This is a genomic window from Streptomyces longispororuber, assembly GCF_014656095.1.
Lineage (GTDB): Bacteria > Actinomycetota > Actinomycetes > Streptomycetales > Streptomycetaceae > Streptomyces > Streptomyces longispororuber.
Window position 1 is genome coordinate 1 of record NZ_BNBT01000054.1, and the last position, 5,564, is coordinate 5,564.

The 5,564-nt window shown below is 76.2% G+C and carries 1 protein-coding gene; it reads left to right on the top strand.

The annotated features are described in order from the left end of the window. Positions 1–5,291, top strand: a 5,291-nt coding sequence (locus tag IE330_RS18560; RefSeq protein ID WP_190137164.1) for a type I polyketide synthase, incomplete at its 5' end; no start/stop codon positions are given. Positions 5,292–5,564: the final 273 nt, after the last annotated feature.

Here is a 5,564-nt window from a genome sequence, read left to right on the forward strand (position 1 = left end):
GCCGGACGGCCGCCGCCCCGGCGGGCGAGGGCGCCCCGGACTCCGCGTGGGCCGCCCGCCTCGCCGGGCACCCGGAGCCCGAACGGCAGCGCCTGGTCCTCGACCTCGTCCGCACCGAGGCGGCCGCCGCGCTCGGCTACGCGGGCGCCGAGGCCGTCGAACCCGCCCGCGCCTTCCGCGAGCTGGGCTTCGACTCGCTCACCGCGGTCGAGCTGCGCAACCGGCTCACCGCCGCCACCGACGTCCCGCTGCCCGCGACGGCCGTCTTCGACCACCCCTCGCCCGAGGCCCTCGCCCGCCACCTGCTGGCGGAGGCCACCGGCGCCCCGGCCGCGACGGCCGCCCCGGCCCCGGCGGCGGCCCCCGCCGACGTCGCCGACGACCCCGTCGCCATCGTCTCCATGAGCTGCCGCTTCCCCGGCGGCGCCGCCACCCCCGAAGCACTGTGGCAGCTCCTGGCCGACGGCACCGACGCCGTGTCCGTCTTCCCCACCGACCGCGGCTGGGACCTCGACGGCGCCGCCCGCTACCAGCCCGAGGGCGGCTTCGTCCACGACGCCACCCGCTTCGACGCCGGCCTCTTCGGCATCTCCCCGCGCGAGGCCCTCGCCATGGACCCGCAGCAGCGGCTCCTCCTGGAGACCTCCTGGGAGCTGTTCGAACGCATCGGCATCGCCCCCAAGTCCCTGCGGTCCACGTCGACCGGCGTGTTCATCGGCTCCGGCTACCAGGGGTACGCCTCCGGGCTCGACAGCGTGCCCGACGGCGTCGAGGGACACCTGATGACCGGCACGTCCGGCAGCGTCATCTCCGGCCGCCTCGCCTACTCCTTCGGCCTGGAGGGCCCGGCGGTCACCGTCGACACGGCCTGCTCGTCGTCCCTGGTGGCCCTGCACCTGGCCGCGCAGGCGCTGCGCCAGGGCGAGTGCGACCTGGCCCTCGCGGGCGGTGTCACCGTGATGGCGACCGCGGGCGCCTTCGACGAGTTCAGCCGCCAGGGCGGCCTCGCGGGCGACGGCCGCTGCAAGCCGTACGCGGACGCCGCCGACGGCACCGGCTGGGGCGAGGGCGCGGGGCTGCTGCTCCTTGAGCGCCTGTCGGACGCCCGCCGCAACGGCCACGAAGTCCTGGCCGTGATCCGAGGCTCCGCCGTCAACCAGGACGGCGCCAGCAACGGCCTGACCGCCCCCAACGGGCCTTCCCAGCAGCGCGTGATCACCCAGGCCCTCGCCAACGCGCGCCTCGCCCCCGAGCAGATCGACGCCGTCGAGGGCCACGGCACCGGGACCGCGCTCGGCGACCCCATCGAGGCCCAGGCCCTCCTCGCCACCTACGGCCAGGACCGGCCCGCCGACCGGCCGCTGCTGCTCGGCTCGGTCAAGTCCAACATCGGCCACACCCAGGCCGCCGCCGGTGTCGCCGGGGTCATCAAGATGGTCCTCGCCATGCGCCACGGCGTCCTGCCCAAGACCCTGCACATCGACCGGCCCAGCACCCACGTGGACTGGTCCGCCGGGGCCGTCGAACTGCTCACCGAGACCCGCGCGTGGCCCGACCGGGACGGCGCGCCGCGCCGCGCCGGCGTCTCCTCCTTCGGCGTCAGCGGCACCAACGCGCACGTCGTCGTGGAACAGGCCCCGCGCCGCACCAAGGCCACCGCCCCCGCCGAGGAGGCGGCCGGCCCCGGGGCCGCCCCGGCGGCCGCCGTGGCGTGGCAGGTGTGCGCCCGCGGCGCCGACGCCCTGCACGCCCAGGCCGCCCGGCTGCGCGAGCGGCTGCTCGCCGACCCCGCCCTGGCCGCCGACGCCGCCGGTCTCGCCGACGTGGGCTGGTCCCTGGCCACCGGCCGCTCGCTCCTGGAACACCGGGCCGTCGTCCTCGGCCGCGACCGCGAGGCCTTCCTCGCCGGGCTCGACGCGGTCGCGTCCGGCGGCCCGGGCGCGGTGACCGGCACGGTCGTCGAGGGCCGCCTCGCCGCCGTGTTCACCGGCCAGGGCAGCCAGCGCCCCGGCATGGGCCGCGAACTGTACGAGGCGTTCCCCGTGTTCGCGGACGCGCTGGACGAGGTCTGCGCCCATGTCGACGGGTGGATGGAACGTTCGCTCCAGAGCGTGATGTTCGGTACGGACGCCGAGCTGCTCGCCCAGACCTCGTACGCGCAGCCTGCCCTGTTCGCCATGGAAGTCGCGCTGTTCCGCCTCGCGGAGTCCTTCGGCGTCCGGCCCGAGATCGTCGGCGGGCACTCCGTCGGTGAGCTGACCGCCGCGTACGTGGCCGGGCTGTGGTCCCTGGAGGACGCGGTCCGACTCGTCGTGGCGCGCGGCCGGCTGATGCAGGCCCTGCCCGAGGGCGGCGCCATGCTCGCCGTGCGGGCCACGGAGGCCGACGTCCTGCCGCTGCTCACCGACCTCGCGGACCGGGTGGACGTCGCCGCCGTCAACGGCCCCGCGCAGGTCGTGCTGTCCGGCGACCGCGCCGCCCTCGAAGGCCTGGAAGCGACGCTGCGCGGCCAGGAGCGCAAGACGCGCCGGCTGAAGGTGTCGCACGCCTTCCACTCGCCGCTCATGGACCCGGTCCTGGACGAGTTCCGCGCGGTCGCGGAGAGCCTGACGTACCAGGAGCCGCTGCTGCCCGTCGTGTCGAACCTGACCGGAGGGCTCGCGGCCCCGGGCGACCTCACCGACCCCGGCTACTGGGTGCGGCACGTCCGTGCGGCCGTCCGCTTCCACGACGGCCTGCGCACCCTCGCCGACCAGGGCGCGTCGACCGTCCTCGAACTGGGCCCCGACGCGGTCCTGACCGCGATGGCACACGACACCCTCACCGACCCCGCAGCGCAGGCCGGGCTGATCGCCGCCGTCCGCAAGGGCCGCCCCGAGCCCGACGCCTTCCTCACCGCCCTCGCCGCGGCCCAGGTGCGGGGCGCCGACGTCGACTGGACGCCGCTGTACGCGCCCGTCGCCGCCCGGCGCCGCGTCGACCTGCCGACGTACGCCTTCCAGCACGAGCACTACTGGCTGGAGGCCGCCGCGGACCAGGCGGGGACGGGCCCCGGCACGGCCGACGAGGTGGAGTCGCGGTTCTGGGAGACCGTGGAGAGCGAGGACCTGGCCGAACTCGCCAAGACCCTGTCCGTGCCCGACGACGCGCCGCTCACCGAGGTGCTGCCCGCGCTCTCGGCCTGGCACAGGCAGCGGCGCGAGAGCTCCGCGCTCGACCGGTGGCTCTACCGCGAGTCGTGGACGCCCCTCGCCGAGACGGACACCGGGGAGCCGTCGGGCACCTGGCTCGTCCTCGTCCCCGAAGGCGAGGACACCCCGTGGAGCACGGCCGTCGCCACGCTCCTCGCCGAGCGCGGCGCGGGCCACGTCACCGTACGGGTACCCGCGCACACCACCGGCCGGGACGCCTTCGCCGACGTGCTGCGCGCGGCGGTGGCCGACACGGCGAACGACATCACCGGAGTCCTCTCCCTGCTCGCCGCCGACGCCCCGGCCCGGACCGGGGACGACGGCACCGCCCCGGTGGACGCCGTCCCGGAGGAGGTCACTCTCACCCTGGCGCTGATCCAGGCCCTGGGCGACACCGGCGTCGACGCGCCCCTGTGGTGCGCCACCCGCGACGCCGTCACCGTCGGCCACGAGGGGCCGGCCGCCCCCGGCCGGACGGCCCTGTGGGGCCTCGGCCGCGTCGCCGCCCTGGAGCACCCCGAGCGCTGGGGCGGCCTCGTCGACCTGCCCGCCGCCGCGGACACGGCGGCCGTCACCCGCCTCGCCCGCCTCCTCGGCGGCGCCTGGACCGGCGAGGACCAGGTCGCCGTCCGCGGCTCCGGCGCCTTCGGACGCCGTGTCGTACGGGCCCCCCTCAACCACGGCGACGACGGCGGCGGCGCCAACGGCGGCGGCGACGGCGCCCTGGCGTGGACGCCGCGCGGCACCGTCCTGGTCACCGGCGGCACCGGCGCCCTCGGCACCCACCTGGCGCGCTGGCTGGCCCGCGAGGGCGCCGAGCACCTGGTGCTCACCAGCCGCCGCGGCCCCGACGCCCCCGGCGCGGCGGAGCTGCGCACCGAACTGGAGGAGTACGGCGTCCGCGTCACCGTGGCGGCCTGCGACGCGGCCGACCGCGACGCCCTGGCGCGCGTCCTCGGCGCGGTCCCCGACGACGCGCCGCTGACCGCGGTGTTCCACGCCGCGGGCGTCCTCGACGACGGCGTCCTCGACGCGCTGACGGCCGACCGGCTCGCCACCGTCTTCCGCGCGAAGGCCCTCGCGGCCCGCAACCTCGACGAGCTGACGGCCGGGCACGAGCTGTCGGCGTTCGTGCTCTTCTCGTCCTTCGCGGGCGTCGCGGGCGGCGCCGGACAGGGCAGCTACGCCGCCGCCAACGCCTACCTCGACGGCCTCGCGCACGCCCGCAGGGCCCGGGGCCTGACCGCCACCTCCGTGGCCTGGGGCCCCTGGGCGGGCAGCGGCATGGCCGCCGAGGGGGCCGCCGCCGAGCGACTGCGCGGCGGCATGCTCCCGCCGCTCGCGCCGGACCAGGCGATCGCCGCCCTCCAGCGGCTCCTCGCCCACGACCGCACCGCCGCCCTCGTCGCCGACATCGACTGGCCGCAGTACGCGCCCGCGTTCACCACGGTCCGCCCGAGCCGCCTGTACGCCGAACTGCCGGAGGTACGGGCCCTGGCCGCCCCCGACGGCGGCCCCGCCGGGGGGCCCGGCACCGGGCAGGGCCCCGCCCTGACCGAGCGGCTCGCGTCCCTGGCGCGGCCCGAGCAGGAGCGGCTGCTGCTCGACCTCGTCCGCGAACAGGTCGCCGCCGTCCTCGGCTACAGCGGCGCGGCGGCCGTCGAACCCGCCCGCGCCTTCCGCGAGCTGGGCTTCGACTCCCTCACCGCGGTCGAACTGCGCAACCGCGTCAATTCCCTCACCGGCCTGGTCCTGCCCGCCACCGTGGTCTTCGACCACCCGACGCCCACGGCCCTCGCCGACTGCCTGCGCACCGAACTCGCCCCCGACGCCGCCGACCCGGCCACGCTGCTGCTCGGCGACCTGGACCGGCTCGAAGGCAGCCTCGCCGCCGCCGGCACGGCCGACGAGATCACCCGTACGAAGGTGGCGGTACGGCTCCAGGCCGCGCTCGACCGCTGGAAGAACGGCGACTCCCGACAGCCCGGAGGCGCCGCACCGGACGGCGACGGCGACACCGGCGACGTCCGCGACCGGCTCGCCGCCGCGGACGACGACGAGATGCTCGCCTTCATCAAGAAGCAGCTCGGCCGGGAGTGAGGGAACAAGAAGTGAGGGAACAAGAAGTGAGGGAACAAGAAATGGACAACTGACATACGTCAGCGGTAATTAATTGACCCGGCAGCCCCTGTCCACCCCTTTTCACACGCACCCGCCCCGGCCGTATTCCACGGAAATCCGGTAGGGGCGGGTAGGGGGAGGGTAGGGGTTGTTGGTCTTATAGCGCCCTCATAGCGTCATCGAGAAAACGGCTGCGGACAGGCCCGTTGTATGCCAGCAGGTGCGGCACACGTCCTGAACAGGTGACATTTG